General features: G+C 31.4%; 18 protein-coding genes. All 18 read right to left on the bottom strand.

The genetic code is table 11. From position 1 onward, the window contains the following. Nucleotides 1–54: 54 nt before the first annotated feature. The 18 genes from KQI86_RS12590 to ftsE all read right to left on the bottom strand — a co-directional run bounded on the left by KQI86_RS12590 (nucleotide 55) and on the right by ftsE (nucleotide 24,988). A complete protein-coding gene (locus KQI86_RS12590) occupies nucleotides 55–3,558 on the bottom strand; it encodes a DNA polymerase III subunit alpha (RefSeq protein WP_216439739.1) in 3,504 nt (1,167 codons plus the stop codon). A 19-nt stretch (nucleotides 3,559–3,577) separates the two neighbouring features. Further along, entirely contained in the window at nucleotides 3,578–4,906 is a 1,329-nt protein-coding gene (locus tag KQI86_RS12585) for a DRTGG domain-containing protein (RefSeq protein ID WP_216439738.1), read from the bottom strand. A gap of 9 nt (nucleotides 4,907–4,915) precedes the next feature. Beyond that, nucleotides 4,916–5,869: a DNA-binding protein WhiA gene (gene whiA, locus KQI86_RS12580; RefSeq protein WP_216439737.1), complete on the bottom strand. Its 954-nt coding sequence runs from the start codon at nucleotides 5,867–5,869 to the stop codon at nucleotides 4,916–4,918. 12 nt (nucleotides 5,870–5,881) lie between these two features. Continuing rightward, nucleotides 5,882–7,219: a gluconeogenesis factor YvcK family protein gene (locus tag KQI86_RS12575; protein ID WP_216439736.1), complete on the bottom strand. Its 1,338-nt coding sequence runs from the start codon at nucleotides 7,217–7,219 to the stop codon at nucleotides 5,882–5,884. Further along, nucleotides 7,216–8,100 (bottom strand): RNase adapter RapZ, encoded by an 885-nt coding sequence (rapZ, locus tag KQI86_RS12570; protein WP_216439735.1) that lies wholly within the window; start codon nucleotides 8,098–8,100, stop codon nucleotides 7,216–7,218. Before rapZ ends, KQI86_RS12575 begins: the two co-directional genes overlap by 4 nt. A gap of 142 nt (nucleotides 8,101–8,242) precedes the next feature. Then, nucleotides 8,243–9,160 (bottom strand): UDP-N-acetylmuramate dehydrogenase, encoded by a 918-nt coding sequence (gene murB, locus KQI86_RS12565; RefSeq protein ID WP_216439734.1) that lies wholly within the window; start codon nucleotides 9,158–9,160, stop codon nucleotides 8,243–8,245. A gap of 109 nt (nucleotides 9,161–9,269) precedes the next feature. Then, nucleotides 9,270–11,135 carry an excinuclease ABC subunit UvrC gene (gene uvrC, locus KQI86_RS12560; protein ID WP_216439733.1) on the bottom strand — a complete coding sequence of 622 codons (1,866 nt, stop codon included), beginning with the start codon at nucleotides 11,133–11,135 and terminating at the stop codon, nucleotides 9,270–9,272. A gap of 110 nt (nucleotides 11,136–11,245) precedes the next feature. Then, the gene (locus KQI86_RS12555; protein WP_216439732.1) at nucleotides 11,246–11,848 is read right to left on the bottom strand and encodes a metal-dependent hydrolase; all 603 of its coding nucleotides are present in this window, start codon (nucleotides 11,846–11,848) and stop codon (nucleotides 11,246–11,248) included. Between the two features lie 12 nt (nucleotides 11,849–11,860). Continuing rightward, nucleotides 11,861–12,757 (bottom strand): HD domain-containing protein, encoded by an 897-nt coding sequence (locus KQI86_RS12550; RefSeq protein WP_216440222.1) that lies wholly within the window; start codon nucleotides 12,755–12,757, stop codon nucleotides 11,861–11,863. A gap of 22 nt (nucleotides 12,758–12,779) precedes the next feature. Next, complete coding sequence (locus KQI86_RS12545) at nucleotides 12,780–14,210, bottom strand: peptidoglycan D,D-transpeptidase FtsI family protein (protein WP_216439731.1); 1,431 nt, start codon at nucleotides 14,208–14,210, stop codon at nucleotides 12,780–12,782. Beyond that, nucleotides 14,210–15,442 (bottom strand): FtsW/RodA/SpoVE family cell cycle protein, encoded by a 1,233-nt coding sequence (locus KQI86_RS12540; RefSeq protein WP_216439730.1) that lies wholly within the window; start codon nucleotides 15,440–15,442, stop codon nucleotides 14,210–14,212. The genes KQI86_RS12545 and KQI86_RS12540 overlap by 1 nt, the downstream gene beginning before the upstream one ends. Beyond that, nucleotides 15,439–15,867, bottom strand: coding sequence for an FHA domain-containing protein (locus KQI86_RS12535; RefSeq protein WP_216439729.1), 429 nt, complete (start codon nucleotides 15,865–15,867; stop codon nucleotides 15,439–15,441). Before KQI86_RS12535 ends, KQI86_RS12540 begins: the two co-directional genes overlap by 4 nt. A gap of 75 nt (nucleotides 15,868–15,942) precedes the next feature. Then, a complete protein-coding gene (gene uvrA, locus KQI86_RS12530; RefSeq protein ID WP_216439728.1) occupies nucleotides 15,943–18,765 on the bottom strand; it encodes an excinuclease ABC subunit UvrA in 2,823 nt (940 codons plus the stop codon). Between the two features lie 23 nt (nucleotides 18,766–18,788). Then, nucleotides 18,789–20,783 (bottom strand): excinuclease ABC subunit UvrB, encoded by a 1,995-nt coding sequence (gene uvrB, locus KQI86_RS12525; RefSeq protein WP_216439727.1) that lies wholly within the window; start codon nucleotides 20,781–20,783, stop codon nucleotides 18,789–18,791. A 3-nt stretch (nucleotides 20,784–20,786) separates the two neighbouring features. After that, nucleotides 20,787–22,085, bottom strand: a complete 1,299-nt coding sequence (locus KQI86_RS12520) for a PDZ domain-containing protein (protein ID WP_216439726.1) — start codon at nucleotides 22,083–22,085, stop codon at nucleotides 20,787–20,789. A 3-nt stretch (nucleotides 22,086–22,088) separates the two neighbouring features. Next, nucleotides 22,089–23,300 (bottom strand): S41 family peptidase, encoded by a 1,212-nt coding sequence (locus KQI86_RS12515; RefSeq protein WP_216439725.1) that lies wholly within the window; start codon nucleotides 23,298–23,300, stop codon nucleotides 22,089–22,091. 121 nt (nucleotides 23,301–23,421) lie between these two features. Then, complete coding sequence (ftsX, locus tag KQI86_RS12510) at nucleotides 23,422–24,312, bottom strand: permease-like cell division protein FtsX (protein WP_216439724.1); 891 nt, start codon at nucleotides 24,310–24,312, stop codon at nucleotides 23,422–23,424. Next, nucleotides 24,302–24,988: a cell division ATP-binding protein FtsE gene (ftsE, locus tag KQI86_RS12505; RefSeq protein ID WP_216439723.1), complete on the bottom strand. Its 687-nt coding sequence runs from the start codon at nucleotides 24,986–24,988 to the stop codon at nucleotides 24,302–24,304. Before ftsE ends, ftsX begins: the two co-directional genes overlap by 11 nt. Nucleotides 24,989–25,113: the final 125 nt, after the last annotated feature.

Raw genomic sequence — 25,113 nt, 5'->3', positions numbered from 1 at the left:
AGAAATATTTATATTCCCCATAATATTTTGTTTATTTTTTTATTTAATATTCAACTAAATAAATTTTACATTTTCTTCACCGAAATTAAATTTTATTAACCTAATTATATCTTTATTACAATTTACCCATAAATCTTTGTTTAGTTGATATTTCTTTTTACTTTCTTCTATATAAATATAAATAGGTGTATTACCTTTATATTGGGTACACATAGATTTTAACAGTTCTAAAGATTCTCCTAATTTCTCTTCTTTAGCTAGTCTTATATATACTTTTTCATATATCTTATCATCTATATTTTCCTTAGATAAGAGGTTCACTTCCTCACATATGATTTTAGGCTGTTCACTTTCTCTCATGCTTATTCTGCCTTTGATTAGTATTGTAGAATCCTCTTTAATTATATCTTTATTTTTTTCCAATATTTTAGGAAATACTATTACCTCAATAGCTCCATAAAGATCTTCCACCTCTAAAAATGCCATCATTTCATTACTTCTAGTTACTTTTTTACTTATATAAGTAACTATTCCACCGATCTTTACTGCCTGATTATCGAAGACTTTTTTTTCAATTTCAATTAGTTCTTCTTCTAAACCCTCTGAACTTACAATATCAGATATCTTTGTCATATATCTTTCATTGAGTATTTCACTAAATTCCTCTAAAGGATGGCCAGATATATATAAACCAGTCATTTCTTTCTCCATAGCTAAGAGATATTTTTTAGGAAATTCATTGATATCAGGGTATTGTATTTCCACAGGCGTATCCTCAAATTGTGAAAATAAATCTATTTGACCATTTATATTTTTCTTCCTATCATTGTTAGTGCCCTCTAATATTTTTTCATACACTGCTATCATTTGAGATCTATATACTCCGAAATTATCAAAAGCTCCAGCTTTAATTAAACTCTCCAGACCTCTTTTATTTACAAAATTTAAATCTGCCTTGTTGCAAAAATCTAAAAGATCTTTAAACTTTCCCTTATCCTCTCTAGACTTTACTATGCTCTCAATTACATTAACTCCAGAATTTTTTACAGCAGCTAATCCAAATCGTATGTTGTTCCCACTAACTGTAAATTTACTATAACTTTCATTAATATCTGGTGCTAACACCTCGATATTTCTTTCCTTAGCAAATCTTACATAATAAGATACTTTTTCATTGTTTCCCATTACACTGTTTAGCATGGCTGCAATAAATTCAACAGGATAATATCTCATTAAATATCCTGTATGATAAGCAACTACTGCATAGGCAGCGGCGTGGGATTTGTTAAATGCATAGGAGGCAAAATCCATCATAGAGTCAAATATCTTATTTCCTATTTTCTCATCTATACCATTACCTATACATCCAGGAACCTCTACATTGCCATCTTTATCTACAACTCCATAGACGAAATTTTTTCTCTCTTCCTCCATTACGTCATGCTTCTTTTTTGACATAGCTCTTCTTACAAGGTCACTTCTTCCCATGGAGTAACCAGCTAATTTTCTAACAATCTCCATTACCTGTTCTTGGTAAACCATACATCCATAAGTAACTGAAAGTATGTCATGTAACTCCTCTGTTAGATATTCTATTTCATCTGGATTCTTTTTATTTGAAATATATTTTGGTATTTCTGCCATAGGTCCTGGTCTATAAAGGCTTATTCCTGCAATAATATCCTCAAGAGAATCTGGTTTTAAGTCCTTCATGAAACTTGTCATACCTGGTGACTCTAATTGAAATACGCCTACAGTTTTACCTTCACTTATCATTTTATAAACTTCTTTATCTTCGAATCCTAATTTATCTAAATCTATGGAAATACCTCTGTTTTCCTTTATCATCTCAACTGCATCTCTTATTACTGTAAGTGTTCTTAATCCTAAGAAGTCCATTTTAAGTAATCCTAGTTCTTCTAAGGTGCCCATGGTAAATTGAGCCACTATAGAACCCTCATTCTTTTGTAATGGTACATATTGAACTAAAGGTTTTGATGCTATAACAACCCCTGCTGCATGAGTTGAGGTATGCCTAGGCAATCCTTCTAACTTTTTAGCTATATCAATTAATTCCTCAATTCGCCCATCATCTTCATATATTTCTTTTAATTCTGGATTTAATTCAAGAGCCTTATCTATAGTCATAGTTGTTCCAGGAACAGTAGGTATCATTTTAGCTATCTTATCTACTTCAGCATAAGAATAATTCATAGCCCTTCCTACGTCCCTAATACATGCCCTAGCTGCCATTGTACCAAAGGTTATTATCTGTGATACATTGTCAGCACCATACTTACTAACTACGTAGTCTATAACCTCTCCACGCCTTTCATAGCAAAAATCGCTATCAATATCAGGCATAGATACTCTTTCAGGATTTAAGAATCGCTCGAATAAAAGGCCATATTTTATAGGGTCTATTTTAGTAATACCTAGTGTATAGGCTACTATTGATCCAGCACCACTTCCTCTACCTGGACCAGTCATTATCCCTTTTTCTCTAGCAAATCTTATAAAGTCCCAAACTATAAGGAAATAATCTATGTATCCCATGTCTTCTATAATCTTCAATTCATAAAGTAATCTTTCTTCTATATCTTTTGTTATTTCTTCATATCTTTCCCTTAATCCCTTGTAGCATATTTCCTTTAAATACTCACTATGCTTAACTCCAGCAGGAAGGGGGAATACGGGTAATTTAGATTCACCAAATTCATAATTAAAATTGCACTGTTCTGCTATTTTTACCGTGTTTTCAAGTGCCTCTGGCACATGGGAAAATAGTTTGTACATCTCTTCTGGGGATTTTAGATAAAATTGATCAGAAGGATATCTCATCCTCTCCTCTTCATCCACAGTTTTATTTGTCTGTATACATAATAGTACATCATGTGGTTTATAATCTTCTTTATAGATATAATGAACATCGTTAGTTGCAACTAAAGGAATGTTTAATCTCTTAGACATGTCGATGAGTTCGTTGTTAACTTTTAGTTGATCTTTTTGTCCATGATACTGAAGTTCTAAATAAAACCCCTCTTTAAATATATCTTTATACAGTAATGCTGTTTCCTCAGCTTTATTTATTCTACCTTCTAGTATATAGCTTTGTATTTCTCCACCAAGACATGCACTTAAAGCTATTAATCCCTCACTATGTTCTTTTAAATAATGATGATCTACCCTAGGTTTGTAGTAAAAACCATCAATAGATGCTTTGCTCACTATTTTCATTAAATTTTCATACCCTGTTTCATTTTTAACAAGTAAAAGTAAATGATATATTCCATTATCTCTATCATTTACTTTTATATCCATTGACTTAGGTACCACATATATCTCACAACCGATTATCGGTTTAATTCCCTCTTTCATTGCAGCTTTATAGAATTCTACACATCCATATAAAACTCCATGGTCTGTTATAGCTAAGCTATCCATTCCTAATTCTTTAGCTCTTTTTACTAATTCCTTGATTTTAGCCGAAGAGTCAAGTAGGGAATATTCCGTATGCTGATGTAAACTAACCCACTTTATAGTAGAATCACTATTCATACGCCTCTTCCTCCCACTATCATTTTCTTGTAACCTTTGCAGAAACAAAGGATTTAGCTATCAAATCTTTTTTACCATCATACATAACTATCTCTACTTTACAAAAGCTTCTTCCCATGACCTTACAGAAGGTTTTTCCTCTATCAATTATATTTACATATGCATCTATATCCGTATCTATCTGAACAGGCTTCATAAAGTATGTAGATATATTATCTACAAATAAGCTGATACTATCTTCTTCATTGAGGCAAATCAATGCCATAGTAGAAATTAGCATATTTAAAGCACTCCATGAAGCAGTACCTATAGGATCTATCATTTCGGAAGTAACTCTTCCATAGAAATGCATTTGTTCCCCTTCCCATGCATACTTAAATTTCTTTAATACTATATTTTCTATATTTTCCTCTATCTTTGGTTGCCTTGCTGCATGTTTTAATGCCTTAATTATGTCTCCTCTTTTAACACTACCAACAAACCTTTTGTTATCTACAACGGGACAAAACTGTACTCCTTCTCCTTCAATCACGTGAGCAGCATAGGCTACAGTGGTTGTAGGCTCTAAGGTAGTTACGTTTTTTCTCATTAATTTTTCAATCTGCATATCTTCACTTAAATTAGATTTTAATTCTTTCAAGGTGATTAATCCCATGAATTTCATCTGATCATTAACTACTGGAAATTCAACTTGTGAAGTACTTTCAATCAGCTTTCTCCAAGAAGATACAGTATCATCGGTTTTTAAATATGGATATTCATAATCCATTATATCCTCTATGAGTATTATCTCCTTCTTCACTGTATTTTCCCATATAGCTTTATTTATCATGCTAGCTACGGTGAATGTATCATATAAAGTACAGATTACAGGCATTTCATTATAATCTGCTAATCTCTTTATTTTATCACTACATTTAAATCCACCAGTTATTATTATGCCACAATCATTTACCAATGCTAATTCTTGGACCTCTTCTCTGTTACCAGCTATAAAAAGAGAGCCTGGAGTAATATACTCTTCAATGGCTTCGGGAGTCATTGCCCCTATTATAAAATGCTCTAACTTTTTATGTATTCCATTCTTACCTGCAGCAATATTTCCATCTACAATTCCAACTATTTCACCAAAAGTTAAGACCTCTTTATTCTTTTTCTCTACTTTCTCTATCCTTATAGTGCCTATCCTTGGGATTGTAGTTACTATGCCTCTTTCCTCACACTCTTTTATTGCCCTATATGCAGTTCCTTCGCTGATGTTTAACAGGCTAGCTATGGTTCTTACAGATATTTTCGCTCCAACAGACAAATTGCTAATATATCTTATAACTTCTTCATGCTTAGACATAGTCCATTTTTACCTTCCTTCCCTTCTCAGTTCTTCTGCGATCTTTTCAATTTTTCTAAGTCTATGATTTACGCCTGATTTTCCAACAGGAGGATTAAGCATTTCCCCTAATTCTTTTAATGATTCATCAGGAAATTTTAATCTCAATTCCGCAATCTCTCTTAAATTTTGAGGGAGACGCTTAAGTCCTATTTCTTGTTGTATAAGTTTTATACTCTCCGCCTGCCTTACTGCAGCATTTACAGTTTTACTTAAGTTTGCTGTTTCGCAATTCACTAACCTATTTACGTTATTTCTCATTTCTTTCATGATTCTTACATTTTCTAATTCTAAAAGAGAAGAATGGGCACCTATTATATTCAGTAAGTCTATAATCTGCTCCCCCTCTTTTAAATACACTATATAGCTATTCTTTCTTTGTATAACTTTAGCATTTAATCCATAGGTATTTATAACTTTACTTAAATTATCAGCATAATTACTATTATTGGTAACAAATTCTAAATGATATGTCTTTTCAGGGTTACTTATGCTTCCCCCCCCTAAAAAAGCACCTCTTATATAGGCTCTACGAGTTTTATCATCTTTTATCATGTTACTTGAAATATCATAATTTAGTACTAATATTCCTTCTTCTCCTTTTAATACCTCTGTTTCTTTTAGAAATTCTTTTACATCTATGTCCTCTCCAATAACAATAATATATACATTATTTTTCTTAAAGGAGTTGCTTTTCTTCACCATTATCTTAGTGTGAATATTAAAATATTCTTTTAATATTTTAAATACCAACCTAGCAATAGCGGGGTTTTCTGTGGTTATTTTTAAACCTAACTGCTTATTACCACTAAAGATTAAAGTACCGCTTACTCTCATGATTGCTGATAGTTGTGCCAATGCTTCTTCTCTTGTGAGATTAGTATATCTGCAAACTTCATTCTTAACTTTAGCTGAAAATGACATATTTTTTTCTCCCTATTTATTTTTTTTATTCCTATCCTTTAATCTTTCTGATAAATAGAAGTACTCAATTATCTTTTTTCTATCATAAAGTAATTTCTTTTCCATTATTGTTTCTATTAATATGGAAGCTAATTTTTCGGAATTATGTCTTATTAGCCCATTTCTAACAGTTACAAAATCTCCTTCTATTATTTTTACATTAAGATTTTTTATATTCTCTTCGTCTATCTCTACAATATGAGAAGCTTCTTCCTTATACTTGCCTTCCATATCTTTTTCAATTTTTCCTTTATTAACCACTACATAATTCACTATTCCATTACCGCTATGTTTATATAAGGCTTTAATATGGTCAGAAACTGTATATCCACCTGTCTCACCTGGCTGAGTCATAATATTTGATACATAGATCTTTAAAGCCTCAGTCTTATGTAGTGCAAGACCTATTTCTTTTACTAATAAATTTGGAATGACACTAGTATATAGACTACCTGGTCCCAATATTATAGCATCTGCTTCTAAAATAGAGTTAACAGCTTCGCTTAGCGCCCTAGCATCCTGAGGTTCAATAAAAATTCTATCTATTTTACTATTTTGCTTCATAGCTTCCTCTGGTATGCTTGACTCTCCCTTTACAATTGAACCATTTTTAAGTTTCGCCATTAATACCATATCATCCAAAGTAACAGGAATAACTTTTCCTGTCACCGCCAATACTGAACTCATCTTTTGCACAGCTTCTTCAAAGTTATTTGAAATACCATCCATAGCAGCTAAAAACAAATTACCAAAACTTTGGTTCTTTAATCTACCATCCTTAAATCTATATTGAAGAAGCTCTTCCATTAACGGTTCTGTATCAGATAAGGCCAATATACAGTTTCTAATATCTCCCGGTGGAAGTATTCCTAAATCTTCTCTTAAATCTCCAGAACCTCCTCCATCGTCTGCTACCGTAACTATTGCCGTTATATTTGAAGTATAATGCTTTAATCCTCTAAGCATGGTAGACAAACCTGTTCCACCACCTATAGCTACTATTTTAGGGCCTTTAACTAGGAGCCTTTTTTCATATATCAATGTTTCTAATTTTTTAGAGTCTATGGAAACATTTAAATATCCTTTATTTATAAGTGCAATTATAGATCTCATTCCCTGGGTAACAGATATATATATCATAAATATACCCGTTGCTAATAAAAATATATAAAAAGCTATATAGTAGTAACTATACAGACGATTTCTAACAAATTCGATAAGTGCAAAAGCTATAAAGAGTATTCCTGTAAATAAAAATAATATCCACCTCTTAACCTTAATACCTGGTCTTAGCCAATCACTTATTTTCATGACTTTTTACCATCCCTACTAACATCTTGCTGAATATCTCTATGGTCTCTATTAACTTTATAATTCTTATTTTTTAATATTTCATAAATAGCATTAGCTATAGCTACTGAACGATGTCTTCCTCCCGTACATCCAATAGATATTATCAATTGTTTTTTACCTTCTTTTATATAATTAGGAATTAAAAATTCCATCATATCTTGTAATTTCTCTATAAATTTTGTAGTTACATCATAACCCATTACATAATTTACCACTTGATCATCATTTCCCGAATATTCCTTTAGCTCAGGAATATAATATGGATTAGGCAGGAATCTTACATCGAATACTAAATCAGAATCTAATGGTATGCCATATTTAAATCCAAAAGAAACTACTGTAATTATAAGTTGAGTTTCTATTTGGCCTTCTTCTCCATATATTTTTGTAATTTCTTCTCTTAATTTCATGGTTGAAAAATTCGAAGTGTCAATTATATTGCTTGCTCTATCTTTTACTTCTCTTAATCTATTTCTTTCCATTAGAATACCATTTAGTATTCTACCATCTGGTGCTAGAGGATGCTTCCTTCTAGATTCTTTAAATCTTTTAACCAGCACTTCATCGGAAGCATTTAAGAATAATATTTCATATTTATAGCCTTGGTTCTTTATATATTTTAAACTTTCAAATAAATCATCAAAGAATTCTCCCCCTCTGATATCTATAACTACAGCAATTTTATTTATCCTTCCATCTGTTTGGCAACAAGCTTCAGCAAATTTAGGAATTAGGGTTGGGGGCAAATTATCAACACAAAAGTAGCCTAAGTCCTCTAAACTTCTTATTGCTTGAGTTTTTCCTGCGCCAGATAAACCAGTAACTATGACAAATCTCATATTCTTCCTCCTTGTATAGCTCACCAAATTTCTATAACACTTACTTTTAATTATAGAATACCATAATATTTAATAATAAAACAAACTTAAAAATAAAAGTTAAGGACAAACTATTTATTTTTATCCTTAACCTTTACTACCTTTAGTTATCTTCCCCTACTATCATAACCTCTGTATGAAGGTCAATATCATATTTTTCTCTTACTGTCTTTTGAACCATTTCTATTAACTTAATTATATCTTTTGCCGTTGCGTTTCCTTTATTAATTATGAAACCTGAGTGTTTTTTTGATACTTCAGCATCTCCTACATTTGCACCCTTTAGTCCACTGTCTTCTATTAATTTTGCAGCAAAATGTCCTTCTGGTCTTTTAAAAGTACTTCCTGCTGATGGATATTCTAAAGGTTGCTTATCTCTTCTTCTCTGTGATAAGTCTTGTATTCTTCCATATATCTTTTCTTGTTCTCCATTATTTAAGTTAAATACAGCTTCCACTACAGTATAACCATACTTTATTATAGAGCTCATTCTATAGCCCAGTTCTAGTTCCTCTTTAGTTAATTTTTTAAATTCTCCATTATTATTAAGTACATAGGCACTTTCTATTACTTGAGAAATTTCTCCATTATAAGCACCTGCATTCATAGTAAGAGCCCCTCCAACACTTCCAGGTATCCCGCTAGCAAACTCAAATCCTGCTAAACAATTTTGGGCAGCTATATTAGAAACCTTTGAAAGTAATGCTCCACTTTGAGCAATTATTTTATTTCCTTCAACTTTAATATCATCTAACTTACAGAGTTTCATTATTATACCTCTTACTCCTCCGTCTCTTACTAAAAGATTAGATCCATTTCCAAGAATTAAAAGAGGTACATTATTCTTCTTAGAAACTTCAACCACTTCTCTAACCTGATCATAGGATTCAGGAGTGACTAATATATCTACCGGTCCCCCTACTCTAAAAGATGTGTGTTTTTTCATGGGTTCATCTATTTTAACATTATCTTTTCCTAAGATTTTTTCTAGCATAATTATAAAATCTTTGTACTGATTCATATTTTTATCTCCTTGAAACGATTATTATGTATCATTAATAAGTATAATGTATAAAGATTTCTTTATCAATATTTATATTCTAGTCACTTTCTACTTCATATATTCAGAGTTATTGATCTTTCCTAAAAAAATCCAATATGCTTTGAGCTGCTTTTTTATCTATAGAAGGAGTGCTTATTAATTCATCATAACTAGCTGTTTTTATATTCTCTACTCCGCCAAATTTCTTAAGCAATTCTTTTTTTCTCTTCTCCCCTATATTAGGCACTTCGTCTAATATGGATTTTAAAACTCTCTTATCTCTTAAAGTTCTATGATAAGTTATGGCGAATCTATGAACTTCATCCTGTATTCTAGCTATTAGTCTTTTTAAATTAGACCCCTCTTTTAAAATCAACTCATTATTATTATATATTAGACCTCTAGTATTGTGATTATCATCTTTTACCATTCCACATACAGGTATTTGTATATTTAGTTTTTCCAAAACCTCTAATGCGATGTTTACTTGACCTTTTCCTCCATCCATCAATATCAAATCTGGAAATACACAAAATTTACCAGAACTTAATTGGATATTTCTTTGTTGAATCTCTTTTATCTCCTTTAAACCATGCTCAAATCTACGAGTTAACACTTCTCTCATGCTATCGTAGTCATTTGGTCCTATAACTGTGTTTATTTTAAATCTTCTATAGTCACTATTTTTGCTTTTCCCATTTTCGAATACTACCATGCTGCCTACGGAATCTACTCCTTGTATGTTTGATATATCATAGGCTTCTATCCTCATAGGCATTTCCTCTAATTCTAATAAAGCCTTTAACTCTTTTAATGCACTTTGGTGTATTTCTTTATCTTGTAATATTTTTAACTTAAATTGTTCTAATGTGAATTTAGCATTTTTCCCTACTAATTCTAGTATGTTTTTCTTCTCTCCCTTTTGAGGAATTTTAATCCATACTTTGGAACCTCTTTTAATAGTGAGCCATTCTTCAATTAAATCTTTGTCTTCTAGACTTGTAATATATATACTCTTCGGCACAAAAGCAGTTCCTCCATAGAAATTCTTTACAAAGTTTAGGAGAATTTCCCCATCTTCCATACCAGAAGTATTTTCAAGCATGAAATGCTCCCTGCCTACTATTTTACCTTCTCTTAAAAAGAATATTTGAACACAACTATCCTTTTCATCACTAAAAATATTTATAAAATCTTCATTCTCATAATTTCCAGTAATTATCTTTTGTTTTTCTCTTATTTTTTCTATAGAAGATATTTTATCTCTTAGAGCAGCAGCTTTTTCAAACTCTAAATTTTCAGCCGCTTCCTCCATTTCTTTCTTCATATTTTGAGTTATGTTTTTATCTTTTCCTGATAACAAATCTATTATATCTTCTATTATTTTATTATAATCTTCCTTTGATATATTTCTACCACAAGGAGCCTTACAGAGTCCTATATGATAATTTAAACAAGGTCTTGTTTTAACCCCATCTTCTTTTATGCTTTTTTTACACGTTCTAACAGGAAATATTTTTTTTATAAGCTCTATGGTTTCATATACAGCTGTAGCATCAGTATAAGGTCCAAAATACTTTCCTCCATCCTTTGCTATAACTCTAGTAACAAAAACCCTCGGGAAATCTTCATTTATTGTTATTTTTATATGTGGATATCCCTTATCATCTTTTAGAAGTATATTATATCTAGGTCTATATTTTTTAATAAGATTACACTCTAATATTAATGCTTCTATTTCAGAGTCAGTTATAATATACTCAAACTCACTTATATTTTTTACCATAGCTTTTACTTTTTCAGAATGGTTTCTTGAATTTTGAAAATACTGTCTAACTCTATTCTTCAAAACTTTTGCCTTACCTACATATATCACTTCTCCTAAGGCATTCTTCATTATATAGACTCCAGGTTTATCTGGAAGTACTTTTAATTGGTATTCAAAATCAAACATAGCTTCTCCTCATTCTAACATCTACTATTTAAGGCATCTGAAATAAAATAATTAGTCAATGATGCAACAAAATAGCCCAACATACTAGCAAGTTATTTTTTTGAAGATGCCTAAAACAATTTAGGTAATTTAAATACTGTATATATTAATCCCATTATTAATATAAGCTCTTCTATTGTATTCCCTACTTTAGAATTAGTTTTAAAAGTAAATGGGAACTTCATATTTTTTGTCTTAAAGGGATAGAAAAGAGGTACTCCTCTGTTTGTCCCCATATCACAAAGTAAATGTAGTCCATATCCAATCATAAAATAATAAATTACATTATCAATATTATAAATATTCCCTAGATGAGCTGCAACAAATGAAAACATAATCATCCCTGTTAAACTATGTGTTAATCCATTTCTATGAGAGGAAATTCCGATTAATATGGATATTATTCCAAGAGAGGTTAAAAATTCGCCTCCTTGATATAAATAGCTGTACCAAATTATGACTATACCTAAGCATATATATAAAGTGACTTTAGCCATTTTATTCTTAAATGGAAGTATATATTTGTTTATTACACTTTTAGGATGATCTATATCTGGCAATAGAGAGGCTAATGTTACTATACCTAAACCCCATAAATCTGATTCTACTATGGGCCTATTATATAAAGCTACTACAGCTAATAGTCCAACTCCCACGTGGGTTTTTCCTTTCATATAAGCTCTCCACTATATTTTGTTTTCTATAGCATTTACTACTTGACTGTCTATAATATCCGCTACGTTTAATAAAATATCTTCTATACCCTTTGGTTCAAAATTTCCAAATTCTCCATGGTGAGCTAATATTGAATAACATATATCATCTAACTCTTCTTCATTTAAGGGATTACCCATCTCTCTATTAATTTCCCTAACATAAGAAGCACCTAGTACTATATGATCTAATTTCATTTCTTTTCTTCTGATTATGCCATTATAATCATATTCTTTTGTTTTCATGATATCATGCACTATAGCTTTAAGCATTAATCTATCTTTACTTATTACATCTTTAGCACTCATATAAAATGGATTTGTTATATAGTTTGTTGTTATATCTTCTATTGCTTTCATTACTCCTACAGTATGAAGAAACAGTCCCCCTCTTTTATTTCCATGAAATTTTTCTGCTGCCACACAGCTTAAAAAGGCGTCCCATCTCTCTTTATTGTACCCAAATGCTCCTGTAGCACCTATTGCTATTTTTTTATATTTCTCTTCCAAATTATTTATTACATTGTTGAAATATTTTATTAGTTCCTCTGGAATAGCATACACAGGCACAAACTCTGAATAGTCTATTTTTTCATCACCAGCTTCTATTATAGGATTTCTAATTTGTATGCTTCCATTGTATCTAGTTACAATACCTTTTATTTCTATTATGGAATTCACCTCTAGTAGCGAGTTGTATTTTTCATAATTATCCCATATTGGGAAAGCTAAGGTTCCTGTACTATCTTGAATTATTATCAGCAAATAAGGAGTTCCATCCTTTTTCCATCCAGTCCTTTTATCACTTAAAAGAGCGTAAAATTGAACCTTCTCTCCATTCTTTAACTCTTCTATATCTTTAATTTTCAACACAATCCCTACCTTCTAGAAATTATTTAACTAATGCCTCTTTGAACATAGATGAAGCAATGCTTGATGCAATTCCACCACCTACTCCACCTTCTTCTACTATAACAGCTATAGCTATCTGCGGATCATCGTAAGGAGCAAAACCTATAAACCAAGAATGAGGCTCTTTATTGCTTCCTGCTGTTGAATGTTCTGCCGTACCAGTTTTACCACATACATCTAACCCATATACTCCTGCTGCTCTTCCTGTACCTCTTTCCACTACTGCCTTCATATAATCTTTAATTATTGATGCATTTTCCTTTGAAGTAACTTTTCCAATAGAGTCTATCTTAATTTTTTCTAATACCTCTCCTTTGTTATTTAAAACTTCCTTGACTACATGTGGTTTCATCATGACACCATCATTGGCTATAGTACTAGCAACTAATGCCATTTGAATTGGTGTTGCAAGTATAGATGACTGCCCTATAGCACTTTGAGCTAGATTTCCCACCTCGTAATCCTTTATAGATGGAAATTTACTATTTTCTATTAATATCCCATCGCTAGGAATATTTTTATTAAAATAAAATTTTTCAGCTGTACTTTTTAGCTTGTCATTGCCAAGCTCCATTCCTAATGTACCATAAACTACATTACTTGAATTAACCGTAGCTTCTTTCAAATTTATATTTCCTAGCACTGCGCCATTATAATTTCTTAATGACTCTTTTGAATTAAATGCCAAAACACCTCTATCTTCAAAAACTCTATTCTCCACACCTTCAATGTTCTCAAGTGCACTCACTGCAGTTACTACTTTAAATATAGATCCTGGAGGATATAGTCCCGAAGTAGCTCGATTTAATAATGGGTTATTTTTATCATTTATAATATTCTTCCATGTGCCTTCTAAGTCATTAGGGTTAAATGAAGGCTTAGAAACAAGTGCCAATATTTCTCCACTTTTAGGATCAATTGCTACTACAGATCCTTTTCTATGTCCTAACAAGTCCCATCCTAACTTTTGAAGATCATAATTTAAAGTGGTCTTAATACTACTACCGTATTTTTCCTTATCATTTTTATTTATATTCATTAATTTAAATATGGTGTCTTTTATGCTAACACTAGATAACTTTTTATCATATGTTTTTTCTATTCCTGAAAGTCCGTAACTGACATCTATATATCCTAAAGGATGAGCAAATACTTCACCTTCAGTATACTCTCTTTTTTGATGGCCCTTATCTACTCTAGTGCTCTTAGCTAAAACTTTCATATTTCTATCAAATATGCTTCCTCTTAAAACTTCATTTTTTTTAGCCCATATTCTTCTTTGATTATATTGGCTCCCTACGATTTTAGGGGTAACGATTATTTCAAAGTATGTTATATAAGATATAAGAGCTATAAAGCATATTAGAAAAACCATTGTAACTTTTTTTATATTATTCGAAATATCTTTCATTAATATCTACCCTCTTCTGATACTTTTTGAATCATCCCAAGTGCAAAGAAAGTGCTAAGCATTGAACTACCACCATAGCTTACTAATGGTAACGTAATTCCTGTTAGTGGTATGGCATTTATTACTCCGCCTACAATAACCAGTGCTTGGCAAGCTATCATGGAACTTAAACCTACCGTGAGAAGCTGAGAAAACTTATCTTCTGCATAAAGAGCAGCTCTCATACATCTATAGAACAATAAAAAGTTTAAAAGTATTATGGCAAATCCAGTAAGTATTCCTAATTCTTCACATATCACTGAAAAGATAAAATCTGTAGTATTTACTGGAATATATTCCGGATGACCATTTCCTAAACCTACTCCTGTTAAGCCTCCTGTTGCTATAGCTAGCATGGATTGAACTACTTGATAACTCTTGTCTGTAGCATAAGGCCAAGGATTTTGCCATATTAAAAATCTTAATCTTACGTGAGAAAATAATAAATAGCTTATATACCCTCCTCCTAAAAAAAGCCCTAAACATGTGATTACATATTTTATTTTAGAAGTAGCTATATAAAGCATAGTAACGGATATACCAAAAAATATAAGGGCACTTCCCAAATCTCTTTGAAGCACCATAAAGCCTAAAGATATTGCAACTACAATCGCTGGTTGAATTAAATCTTTAAAGTTTTTATAGTCCTTAAGAGCTGAAGCCAGATATGCCACTAAAAATAATTTACCAAACTCCGAAGGTTGAAAAGAAATACCTCCTATGGATATCCAGTTTTTCGCTCCAAATACTTCCTTTCCAAAAAGTGTACCTAATGACATAAGAAAAATAGTAGCTCCCATATAGATATACTTATAATCACTAAATCTTCTTAAATTAGGTAATAGAACTACAATAAATATAAATGAAATTACCCCTAGTGCAAACCATATTATTTGTTTTATAGCATCAGAAGTATTTATTCTGTACAACATAATTAAGCCTATAACAGCCAATATACTGGAATATACAAATATATATTTATCTCCCTTTGGGAAAAATTTTCTTATCACAAAGTAGGAATATCCTATTAAAACACATATTATTGTAGCCATAGTTATGGCACCCTTGTCAAAGGGGTCTTTTAATATTGCTAAATTTAAAAATCCAGCAATACATAATAAAAATGTGTAAAGGAGCAGTTTAGTTTCATCTTTAAATCTACGCAAAATATCTAACCCTCCCACCTTTATCATATGAATTTTAGTATTGTATTACCAATTTTAATTATATCACCAATTTTTAAGCGAGTTCTATCTTCAATTCTAACTTCATTTACAAGAATTCCATTTGTACTATCTAAATCCTCAATTATATAATCATCATTTTTAAAGTATACTCTAGCATGAAATGAAGATATATAAGGATCATCTAATATGAAAGTATTTCCTTCCTTTCTTCCTATAGTTATTTCACCTTTTATTGGAATAACTCCACCTTTTTTTAAGTTAGAACTATTTCCTGGTTCAATTATCTCAAAGCCCGCACTCTTATTAACTGAGCTCTTTTTTCCATTTGATTTCATATCCTTATTCATTATTTTTAAAGAGGTCCATATTATTAAATATATTATCGCTATAATGAATATGGTAAATACATAACTTATTTTATCTATTAACATAGAAACACCTTCTTTACTTTAGGATTGATATGTATTGAAAAGACTAGCATAGTTTGTATGCTAGTCTACCTTAAATTATAACATCTTTTTTAGGTAATGTCCTGTGTAAGAATTTACATTATCCCTTACCTCTTCTGGAGTTCCATAAGCTACTATAGTACCGCCCTTATCTCCACCTTCAGGTCCTAAGTCAATTATATAATCAGCACACTTTATCACATCTAGGTTATGTTCTATAACTACTACAGAATTTCCACTCTCTACTAGCCTATGTAATATAGAAATAAGTCTATTTACATCGTCTATATGAAGACCAGTAGTTGGTTCATCTAGAATATAAAGAGTTTTACCTGTGCTCCTCTTAGATAATTCATAAGCTAGCTTAATTCTTTGAGCTTCCCCTCCAGATAGCTGAGTTGAAGGCTGACCTAATCTTATATATCCAAGACCTACATCCATTAGAGTTTGAAGTTTATTTTTAATTCTAGGTATATTTTCAAAAAACTCTAAAGCTTCTTCCACAGTCATATTTAATATGTTATCAATATTTTTTCCTTTATATTTTACCTCTAGTGTTTCTCTATTATACCTTTTACCTTTACATACTTCACAAGGAACATACACATCTGACAAGAATTGCATTTCTATTTTTATTATACCGTCGCCCTTACAAGCTTCACATCTTCCACCCTTCACATTGAAGCTAAATCTTCCTGGTTTATATCCCCTCATTTTAGATTCTGAAATGTTTGAAAATACCTCTCTTATTATATCAAATACTCCTGTATAGGTAGCTGGGTTTGATCTTGGTGTTCTACCTATAGGGCTCTGATCAATGTTAATTATCTTATCTATATTTTCTACACCTAAAATATCCTTATGCAATCCCGGATTATCTTTTGATCCATTTAATTTTTTATTTAATCCCTTATATAATATTTCGTTAACTAAAGTACTTTTGCCAGAACCAGATACTCCTGTAACAGAAGTAAATACCCCTAAAGGAAAGCTAGCATCTACTTTCTTTAAATTGTTTTCTCTGGCTCCTTTTATAGTGATCCAATTCCCATTGCACTTTCTTCTTTCCTTTGGAATTTCAATCCTTTTTCTTCCACTTAGATATTGCCCTGTAATAGATCTTTCATTACTAATAATCTCTTCTAAAGGACCCGCTGCTATTACTTCTCCACCATGTTCTCCAGCTCCTGGACCAATATCTACTATAAAATCTGCTTCTCTTATGGTATCCTCATCATGCTCTACTACTATTAAAGTATTCCCTAAATTTTTGAGATGCTTTAAAGTAGCAATTAATCTATCATTATCCCTTTGATGAAGTCCTATACTTGGCTCATCTAGTATATATAAAACTCCTACTAAGCTTGAGCCTATTTGAGTAGCTAATCTAATTCTTTGAGCTTCTCCTCCCGAAAGAGTACCTGCTGTTCTAGATAAGTTTAAATAGTCCAATCCTACATCTATTAAAAAGTTTAGCCTACTCTTTATTTCCTTCAATATTTGATTACTTATTATTTGTTCTTTTTCTGAAAGTTTAACACTCTCAATGAATTTTAATTCCTCTTTAATAGATAAAATACAAAATTCATATATATTCTTGTGTCCTACTGTTACGGCTAAAGCTTCAGGTCTTAATCTAGCTCCACCACACTTTGGGCACGGATTATTGCTCATGTAGGATTCTACTTCTTCTTTTATATAATCTGAATTTGTTTCAAAATATCTTCTCTTTAAATTATTTATAACCCCTTCATATGCATGATTGAATTCTGAAATCCTATTTTCTTTTTCATATTTTACTTTAATTCTATCGCCTTTTAATCCATAAAGTAAAATGTCTACTACCTTAGGTTCTAAATCCTCTATAGGGGTATCTAAAGTAAAATTGTATTGATTTGATAATGCAGTTAATATACTATATGTCCATGAATCTTCTTTTAGAGATCCATTTCCCCATGGTAATACGGCGCCTTCCATTATACTTTTACTTCTGTCAGGAATGACTAAGTCTTCATCTATTTCTAAAAGAGTTCCTAATCCATCACAATGATCACATTTACCAAAGGGAGAGTTAAATGAAAACAACCTTGGTGCTATCTCTCCTATGCTTATACCACATTCTACACAAGCAAAATTTTCACTAAATAGCATATCCTCTCCATCTAATACGTTAATAACCACGATACCTTCTGATAATTTCAACGCCGTTTCTATGGAGTCCGCTAATCTACTTTTTATGTCATCTTTAATTATCAGTCTATCTATAACAGCTTCGATGGTATGTTTTTTATTCTTTTCTAATTTTATTTCTTCCTCTTCTAAATCCACTGTGCTTCCATCTATTCTGGCTCTTATATATCCACTTTTTTTAATGTTTTCTAGTACCTTTGCGTGTTCTCCTTTTCTCCCATTTATTATTGGAGATAGTATCTGTATTCTTGTCCTCTCTGGTAACTCTACTATTTTATCTACCATCTGATCTACTGTCTGTTGCTTTATTTCCTTACCGCATTTAGGACAATGTGGAACTCCTATTCTAGCATAAAGCAATCTTAAATAGTCATATATTTCAGTAACAGTTCCTACTGTAGAACGAGGGTTCCTTCCTGTAGTCTTTTGGTCTATTGATATGGCAGGAGACAACCCCTCTATATATTCTACGTCTGGCTTATCCATTTGTCCTAAAAACTGCCTAGCATAAGCAGATAAGGATTCTACATATCTTCTTTGTCCTTCTGCATACAAGGTATCAAATGCTAGTGATGATTTTCCTGAACCAGATAGACCTGTAAACACTACAAACTTATCTCTAGGTACTTCCAAATCTACATTTTTTAAATTATTTACCTTTGCTCCTTTTATAACAATTTTATTTATCATAAATGTAAAATTTACACACTCCTCTATTTGCCTTTAGATTTTTTTAATTTCTTTTTTAATTCAAGTACTAAATCTCTTAATTCTGCCGCCCTTTCAAATTGTAAATCCTTAGCAGCCGTCTTCATATCAATCTCATATTGCTGAATAAGCTTTTCTATATTATCATTATTAGCCTTTATTGCTTCTTCTAAACTATCATATTCAACGCTTTCTTCTCCAACTTTTGTAGCTTCGATAATTTCTCTAATGTCTTTAATTATTGTTCTAGGGATGATGTTATGCTCTTCATTATATTCTGTTTGTATACCTCTTCTTCTATTTGTTTCTTTAATTGCTCTGTCCATAGAAGGAGTTATCTTATCTCCATACATTACTACTTTACTTTCTGAATTTCTAGCTGCCCTTCCTATTATCTGAATAAGTGATCTATCAGACCTTAAAAACCCTTCTTTATCCGCATCTAGTATCGCTACTAAAGCTACTTCTGGTATGTCTAATCCTTCTCTTAATAGGTTAATTCCCACTAGTACATCGAATTCTCCCTTTCTTAGATCTCTTATTATTTTCATTCTTTCAATGGTGTCTATATCGGAATGCAGGTAGTTTGTCTTTATATTCATTTCTTTAAAATATTGAGTTAAATCCTCTGCCATCTTCTTAGTTAAAGTTGTTACCAGAACTCTATATCCTTTGTCTACAGTTTCTATAATTCTTGCGTATAAATCATCAATTTGACCTTCTACAGGTTTTAATATAATCTCTGGATCTAATAGACCTGTTGGTCTTATAATTTGCTCTGCTATATTTGAGGAATTCTCTAATTCATAGTTTCCAGGGGTAGCACTAACAAAAACAACTTGATTTAATTTATTCTCAAATTCATCAAACTTTAATGGTCTATTATCATATGCAGAAGGTAATCTAAATCCGTAATCCACTAAAGTATCTTTCCTAGATCTATCTCCAGCATACATTCCTCTTACCTGAGGAAGAGTAACGTGGCTTTCATCTATGAAAAATAAGAAATCATTTGGAAAATAATCTATTAAAGTCTGTGGACAGGATCCAGCTGCTCTACCATCTAGTATTCTAGAATAGTTTTCTATTCCGCTGCAATATCCCATTTCCCTCATCATTTCTATGTCAAAATTAGTTCTCTGCTTAAGTCTTTGAGCTTCTAGTAGTTTATCAGCGGCAACCAATTCCTTTACTCTTTCTTCTAATTCCTCTTCTATCTTTTTAATTGCTAATTGAAGTCTGTCAATTGAAGTAGCAAAGTGAGACGCTGGAAAAATAGATACATGTTTTCTCACTCCGATGGTATCACCTGTTAATACATCAAATTCCTTTATTTTTTCAATTTCATCTCCAAAAAACTGAACTCTTATACCTTTGTTGGTAGAAGCAGCAGGGAATATATCTAGTACATCCCCTCTCACTCTGAATGTGCCTCTAACAAAATTAATCTCATTTCTTTCATATTGTATCTCTACAAGCTTCTTTAATATCTCATCTCTATCTTTTACCATACCTTCCCTAAGAGATATAGTAAGATTTTTATATTCATCAGGATTACCTAACCCATAAATACAAGAAACAGAAGCTACAATAATTACATCTCTTCTTTCAAGCAGTGCCGATGTTGCTGAGTGTCTAAGTTTGTCTATTTCATCATTTATTGATGCATCCTTTTCAATATAAGTATCCGTTTGGGGTACATATGCTTCGGGCTGATAATAATCGTAATACGAAACAAAGTACTCAACACAATTTTCTGGGAAGAATTCTCTAAATTCTGAACATAACTGTGCTGCTAACGTTTTATTATGAGCTAAAATGAGAGTAGGTTTTTGTACCTTCTCTATTATATTTGCCATTGTAAAAGTCTTACCAGATCCAGTAACCCCTAAAAGAGTTTGAAATTTTTCTCCTCTATTTATCCCCTGAACTAAACTGTCAATAGCCTTAGGTTGATCCCCTGTGGGTTTAAATTTAGAGTGAATCCTAAGTTCTCCCATATACTATTCATCACCATCTTTATCTTTATCTTTATTTTTAATATTGTTGAGAACATCCGAAAAATCCTCGTTGTTGAATTTTAATACAACCCTATCTTTCTGTATATATTTAGGAACAAATACAATTCCCAACATGTTTTTTCTATACTCTCTTCCATATAATATTTCCTTTATTTTCCCACTTTCTTTTTTTATCTTAAAAAATAAATCTCCTGTGGTTTCTTTCAATATATTTAAAATATCATCTTCGCTTTCTATAGGTTCCCCATTTATCTCCATTAAACTATCGCCACTTTTTATGTTCATAGAAGCTGCTGGTGAATAAGAGGATACATATAATATTTTCATCCCATCTTCACTTACATATTTCGGTTTTCCATTCTCTTCAGAAAGTCTTTGAAGCTTTATTAAAGCTTCATGAGCTAATGGGGCAAATATTACTATGAATACTTGAAAAATTATATTTATAGGAGACAATTGAGCTAAAGCGAATAATATTATGCTATACAACATCACATATAAGCCAGAAGTTAGTGCCTTCTTTTCCTTACTCTTTGAAAAAGTTACGCTATTATATCCTAAAACAGCATAAAAAGGCGCTAATGATATCATAGCATTTTTTAGAAGATCCTTTGATATAGTGGTTTTTATGATTGGCCACCACTCTGGCATTGGTACACCTTTACCTGCAATAGCTATGGTAGAACTATTCAGTATGATAAATATAGCAATTGGCAATGGCCAATACCTTTTTAGTGCAAATCCACCCGCTATTTTATCTTTCATTTTTGCAAAGACAGGAATAGCTCCTCTACTTCCATCTAATATAATTAAAAGCCCTTCAACAAAATGAAGTATTGCTATCATAGACATTAGAGAAGTTATATCAAATTTAAAAACCTCTATTCCTTTACCACCATTTGCGATTACAAGAGAATTAAGAATGCTTATTCCTCCTAAAATAGCTCCAGAATAAGAAAAACAGATAAATCTTGGATTAATCATCATTAAGAATATAGAAGTTAAAAACAAAATCTCTATAATAGAATTTTGAAAAAACATTACTCCTAAATAGGACATAAGTAGACTTCCTAATACCCCTGCAAATATCCCCATTACAATTTGAGAAATAGTCAATTCAAAAGGGGAGTTTATTTGCTCCCCTATAACCATTTTCTGCATCAATGATGTTTTCCTATTCTGTCTGTATAAATAAATTCCTAGTACAAATAAAAACAACATAGAATAGGGATTTACTAAAGCATAAGAAATAGTTCTCAGGGTATAAAGTGCAATATTCATCACTTATTTCCCCTCTCTAATTTTTTCTTCAACTACTTCTAAAGCTTTTTTAAATTGAGGATCATTCTCTCTATTATAAGGTTTCTTTTTTAATTCCTCTGGATATTTAACTTCAACATTAGGCACTATTCCCTTTTTATTTATGTCTTCACCTTTTGGTGTATAGTATTTGGATATAGTAACCTTTAGTGCAGTTCCTTCACCTGTTTCAAATATAGTTTGCACTAATCCCTTTCCATAGGTTTTTTCTCCAATAAGAGTACCTACATTATAGTCTCTTATAGCTCCTGCAAAAATTTCTGATGCACTAGCAGAATTTTCATTTGTAAGCACTACAAGAGGTAATCCTATGTAGTCTCCACCTTTAGATTTGTACTCTTTTTTATTCTCATACTTATCCATAGTAGAAACTATAACTTCTCCCTTAGGAAGAAAATTTGAGGCAATATCTACACATTGATCTAAGTACCCTCCTAGATTATCTCTTAAATCTACTACTAATCCTTTCATGCCTTGTGCTTTTAGGTTATTTAATTCTTTCTTGAAGGTTTTTGCTGAATCTTCATCAAAACTATAAAGCTGTAAATATCCTATACCATTAGATAGCATCTCACTTTTTGCCATAGGTATGTTTACTTTTGCTCTCTTTAGTTTCACATCAAAACTTCCTTTTTCTTCCCTATAAAAGGTTATAGTTACTTCGGTTCCTTGTTCCCCTTTCATCATTGTAACAGCCTTATCAAGGGTACTACCATCTACATCCGTTCCGTTTACTTTTTGAATTTCATCTCCCGGCATTATTCCACCCTTTTCAGCCGGAGAGCCTTCAAATACATCTATAATTTTAATTTTATTTTCTTTAGATTGAACCGATAACCCAACTCCACTATAGTTACCTTCTGAATGTTCGTTCCACTCTCTGTATTCATCTTTATTCATATAAACTGTATAGGGATCTTCTAATGCTGATGTCATTCCCTTAATAGCACCCTCTTGTAGTTTAGCGTTATCTATTTCGCCAACATATCTCTCATGTATAATTTCATTTACAACCAATAAATCATAAAATTGCTCTAATCTACTAAAATCTTCTCTGTTTATTATTACTTTTCCACTAGGCAAAAGTACCGGATATGTAGTGAGTCCTATAAAGGTTAAAGCGTTGGTAAATATTACTGCCGCAACAGTCCATCCTATCCACTTTTTCTTATTCATTTATTACACTCCTAACAATAAAAATTACTTAAAATATATGCACATAATAAATAATTATAACATTTAACACCCTACCTTACAAAGTAGGGTGTTAAATATATTATTTTCTAAAATTCTATTTTTAAACTGCAAGGAATTTCCTTATGGATAATATACTTCCCAAAGTTCCTATAATCATTCCTATAATTACAAACTGCCAAGATATAGTTTGTAAAACAAAGGATGGCTCTATAAGTTTTACCATAAACGCAATTGAATTTACCTTGTTAAAAATTAATGCATAAACATAGTATAGTAATACGCATCCGACGATTGAACCAACTAGACCTATAATCATTCCTTCAATAATAAAAGGCCATCTTATAAACCAATCCGTAGCACCTATAAACTTCATTATCCCTATTTCTTTTCTTCGTGAGTAAACAGTTATCTTTATTGTGTTACCAATTAAAAATAAAGAAACTCCAATTAACACTATAAACAAAGCTATACCTATCCATTTTATAGTATTAGTAACTTTTATAATGGTGTCTACTACTTTTCTTCCCTCTTTAATTTCTTGTATACCCTCCATGTCCTTTATTTCATCTACAACCTTTGTAACCATTCCTGGTTCTTTTACTTTAATAATATAGGAATTTGGAAGGGGATTTTCTTTTTCTAATCCTTCTACTAATGAAGCATTATCTTCACCTAATTGCTCTTTAAATTTTTCCATAGCTTGTGCTTTGGTTTCGTATTCTACGTGTGTAATTTCCTCTAGGCTATCAATTTTTGCCTTTAGTTCCTTTTCTTCTCCTATGGTTATATCATTATTTAAAAACACCTTTATTTCTACCTTAGACTCTACATCTTTTATAACTTGTTTAACATCTAAAGCTGCTAGTAGAAAAACCCCTAATATAAATAAGGTTGCTGCTACTGTAGCAGCAGATGCTAAACTTATTGTCCTGTTTCTTTTCAAGCTTTTGCAAGCATCTACAATAAAATGCTTAAATGTACTAATCTTCATATTCGTATGCACCTCTCTGTTCATCTCTTACTATAACGCCTTTTTCTATGGCAATTACTCTCTTCCTCATGGAGTTAACTATATCTTTAGCATGGGTAGCCATAAGTACAGTAGTACCTGCATGATTAATGTCGTTAAGTATGTCCATTATCTCCATGGCAGTCTCTGGGTCAAGGTTTCCTGTAGGCTCGTCCGCAATTAATAGAGAGGGATTATTAACAATAGCTCTTGCTAGTGCAACCCTTTGTTGTTCCCCTCCTGATAGTTGATGTGGAAAAGCTTTATGTTTTGAAGATAGTCCAACCATAGAAAGAACCGCAGGCACTTTTTTTCTTATTTCTTTTAAAGGCATCTCTATAACTCTCATAGCAAAAGCAACATTTTCATAAACATTTAGTGTCGGTATAAGCCTAAAATCTTGGAATACCATACCTATTTTCCTTCTGTAGTGAGGTATATCTTTTCTCTTAAGTTCACCAATATTAACATTATTTATAAAAATGCTTCCACTAGTAGGTTCTATTTCTTTAAGCAATGACTTTATAAAAGTTGATTTACCTGCTCCACTAGGACCAACTAAAAACACAAATTCTCCTTTGTTAATAGTTAAACTCATATTAGATAAGGCAAATATATTATTATTATAAACTTTATTTACATTTTTAAATTCAATCATTTGTTAACCGCTCCTCTTTTTTTACAAAATTAGTGAGACAAATTTCATTATTGTTATTATAACACAATAATCGTCTATTTTTGTATAAATAAATTATAGAAATAAAATGTAATAAATGCAAAAAT

Source organism: Clostridium mobile, from assembly GCF_018918285.1.
Classification (GTDB): Bacteria; Bacillota; Clostridia; order Clostridiales; family Clostridiaceae; genus Clostridium_AW; species Clostridium_AW mobile.
The sequence above is the reverse complement of the archived record's forward strand: the minus strand, read 5'-3'. Positions and strand labels throughout refer to the sequence as shown.

What these genes read in the sequence shown, in the direction of transcription:
- KQI86_RS12520 (WP_216439726.1), bottom strand. Translation starts at nt 22,085, where the DNA reads ATGAATATTGCACTTTATACCCTGAGAACTATTTCTTATGCTTTAGTA.
- KQI86_RS12585 (WP_216439738.1), bottom strand. Translation starts at nt 4,906, where the DNA reads ATGTCTAAGCATGAAGAAGTTATAAGATATATTAGCAATTTGTCTGTT.
- KQI86_RS12545 (WP_216439731.1), bottom strand. Translation starts at nt 14,210, where the DNA reads ATGAAAGATATTTCGAATAATATAAAAAAAGTTACAATGGTTTTTCTA.
- ftsX (WP_216439724.1), bottom strand. Translation starts at nt 24,312, where the DNA reads ATGAAGATTAGTACATTTAAGCATTTTATTGTAGATGCTTGCAAAAGC.
- KQI86_RS12555 (WP_216439732.1), bottom strand. Translation starts at nt 11,848, where the DNA reads ATGAAAGGAAAAACCCACGTGGGAGTTGGACTATTAGCTGTAGTAGCT.
- ftsE (WP_216439723.1), bottom strand. Translation starts at nt 24,988, where the DNA reads ATGATTGAATTTAAAAATGTAAATAAAGTTTATAATAATAATATATTT.
- rapZ (WP_216439735.1), bottom strand. Translation starts at nt 8,100, where the DNA reads ATGAGATTTGTCATAGTTACTGGTTTATCTGGCGCAGGAAAAACTCAA.
- murB (WP_216439734.1), bottom strand. Translation starts at nt 9,160, where the DNA reads ATGAATCAGTACAAAGATTTTATAATTATGCTAGAAAAAATCTTAGGA.
- uvrC (WP_216439733.1), bottom strand. Translation starts at nt 11,135, where the DNA reads ATGTTTGATTTTGAATACCAATTAAAAGTACTTCCAGATAAACCTGGA.
- KQI86_RS12590 (WP_216439739.1), bottom strand. Translation starts at nt 3,558, where the DNA reads ATGAATAGTGATTCTACTATAAAGTGGGTTAGTTTACATCAGCATACG.
- KQI86_RS12515 (WP_216439725.1), bottom strand. Translation starts at nt 23,300, where the DNA reads ATGAATAAGAAAAAGTGGATAGGATGGACTGTTGCGGCAGTAATATTT.
- KQI86_RS12540 (WP_216439730.1), bottom strand. Translation starts at nt 15,442, where the DNA reads ATGATAAAGGTGGGAGGGTTAGATATTTTGCGTAGATTTAAAGATGAA.
- uvrB (WP_216439727.1), bottom strand. Translation starts at nt 20,783, where the DNA reads ATGGGAGAACTTAGGATTCACTCTAAATTTAAACCCACAGGGGATCAA.
- KQI86_RS12535 (WP_216439729.1), bottom strand. Translation starts at nt 15,867, where the DNA reads ATGTTAATAGATAAAATAAGTTATGTATTTACCATATTCATTATAGCG.
- KQI86_RS12575 (WP_216439736.1), bottom strand. Translation starts at nt 7,219, where the DNA reads ATGAAAATAAGTGATTGGCTAAGACCAGGTATTAAGGTTAAGAGGTGG.
- uvrA (WP_216439728.1), bottom strand. Translation starts at nt 18,765, where the DNA reads ATGATAAATAAAATTGTTATAAAAGGAGCAAAGGTAAATAATTTAAAA.
- whiA (WP_216439737.1), bottom strand. Translation starts at nt 5,869, where the DNA reads ATGTCATTTTCAGCTAAAGTTAAGAATGAAGTTTGCAGATATACTAAT.